This is a genomic window from Eoetvoesiella caeni, assembly GCF_003315175.1.
GTDB lineage: Bacteria > Pseudomonadota > Gammaproteobacteria > Burkholderiales > Burkholderiaceae_B > Eoetvoesia > Eoetvoesia caeni.
In genome coordinates, this window is sequence record NZ_QNRQ01000050.1 from 1 (window position 1) to 1,059 (window position 1,059).

The 1,059-nt window shown below is 54.8% G+C and carries 1 protein-coding gene; it reads left to right on the forward strand.

Features of this window, described 5'->3' with window-relative positions:
* On the forward strand, positions 1–968 hold a 968-nt coding region (locus tag DFR37_RS22740), incomplete at its 5' end, for a reverse transcriptase domain-containing protein (protein WP_245954062.1).
* Between the last annotated feature and the right edge of the window lie 91 nt (positions 969–1,059).

A 1,059-nucleotide genomic window follows, 5' to 3' on the forward strand; every position in this document is an offset into this window, starting at 1 on the left:
TCGCCGACCAGCGCTTTCTTGTCCTGCTTTGGAAGTTCATCAAGGCGGGCTGCGTTGATCGCGATCTGTTCCGTGCTTCAAGCGAAGGCGTTCCTCAGGGCGGTGTTATCTCACCCCTATTATCCAACATCATGTTGCATGAGTTCGATGCGTGGATGGAACGGAACTACCTGAACAAGAAGGTGCGCAAGGATCGGTGGGCGTGGAACTTCGGCATTCTCAAGCAGCGGCCCATTGCTGTGCGAGAAAACCGGCAATGGAAACCTGCTGTAGCGTACTGCCGGTACGCCGATGACTTTGTGATCGTAGTCAAGGGAACTCGTGAGCATGCTGAGACCGTACGTGAAGCATGTCGCGGATTCCTTGAAGGCGAACTGAAGCTCACGCTAAATATGGAGAAAACCCATATTACGCATGTGAGTGACGGCTTCGTCTTCCTGGGTCACAGAATCATCCGGAAACGTGGACCACGTGGTCGCATGCGACCTGTGACGACGATTCCGTGGGAGAAGTGCCGGGGCTTTGCCCTGCGGCTAGTCAAACAACTGTCGGGTAACTACGACAACAACCGGATGGACCTGATGGAAAGCCTGAATCGGCAACTTGCTGGCTGGGCCGCTTTCTATCAATACACCGACTACACGGCCATCATGTTTCGGAAAGTTGACCGGATAGTGTTCTGGAAGTTCGGGTACTGGCTCGCGCGCAAATACCGACGTGGATTCACGTCGTTGATGCGCAAGTATGTCCGCGAGCCCGAACCGGGAAGAGCCAAAACATGGGTTCTTGAAGGCCAGAATAGTCGGGGTTGGTATGGGGCGGTGGCGCTTCGGCGTCTTGTTACCAGCCGCAAAGGCCGCTTCACATGGCGTACGCCGATGGAAAATCCGTATATTCTGCGCGACGAGGTACGAAATACTATCGAGTCGCGCTACGTCGATGTCGCCTTTGCTATGAGCAACGCTTAGATGGAGAGCCGGATGCGCTGAAAGGTGCACGTCCGGTTCGGAGAGGAGAGGCAGGGAAATAGTTCGACTACGCCCTGTCTCTTACTCTACT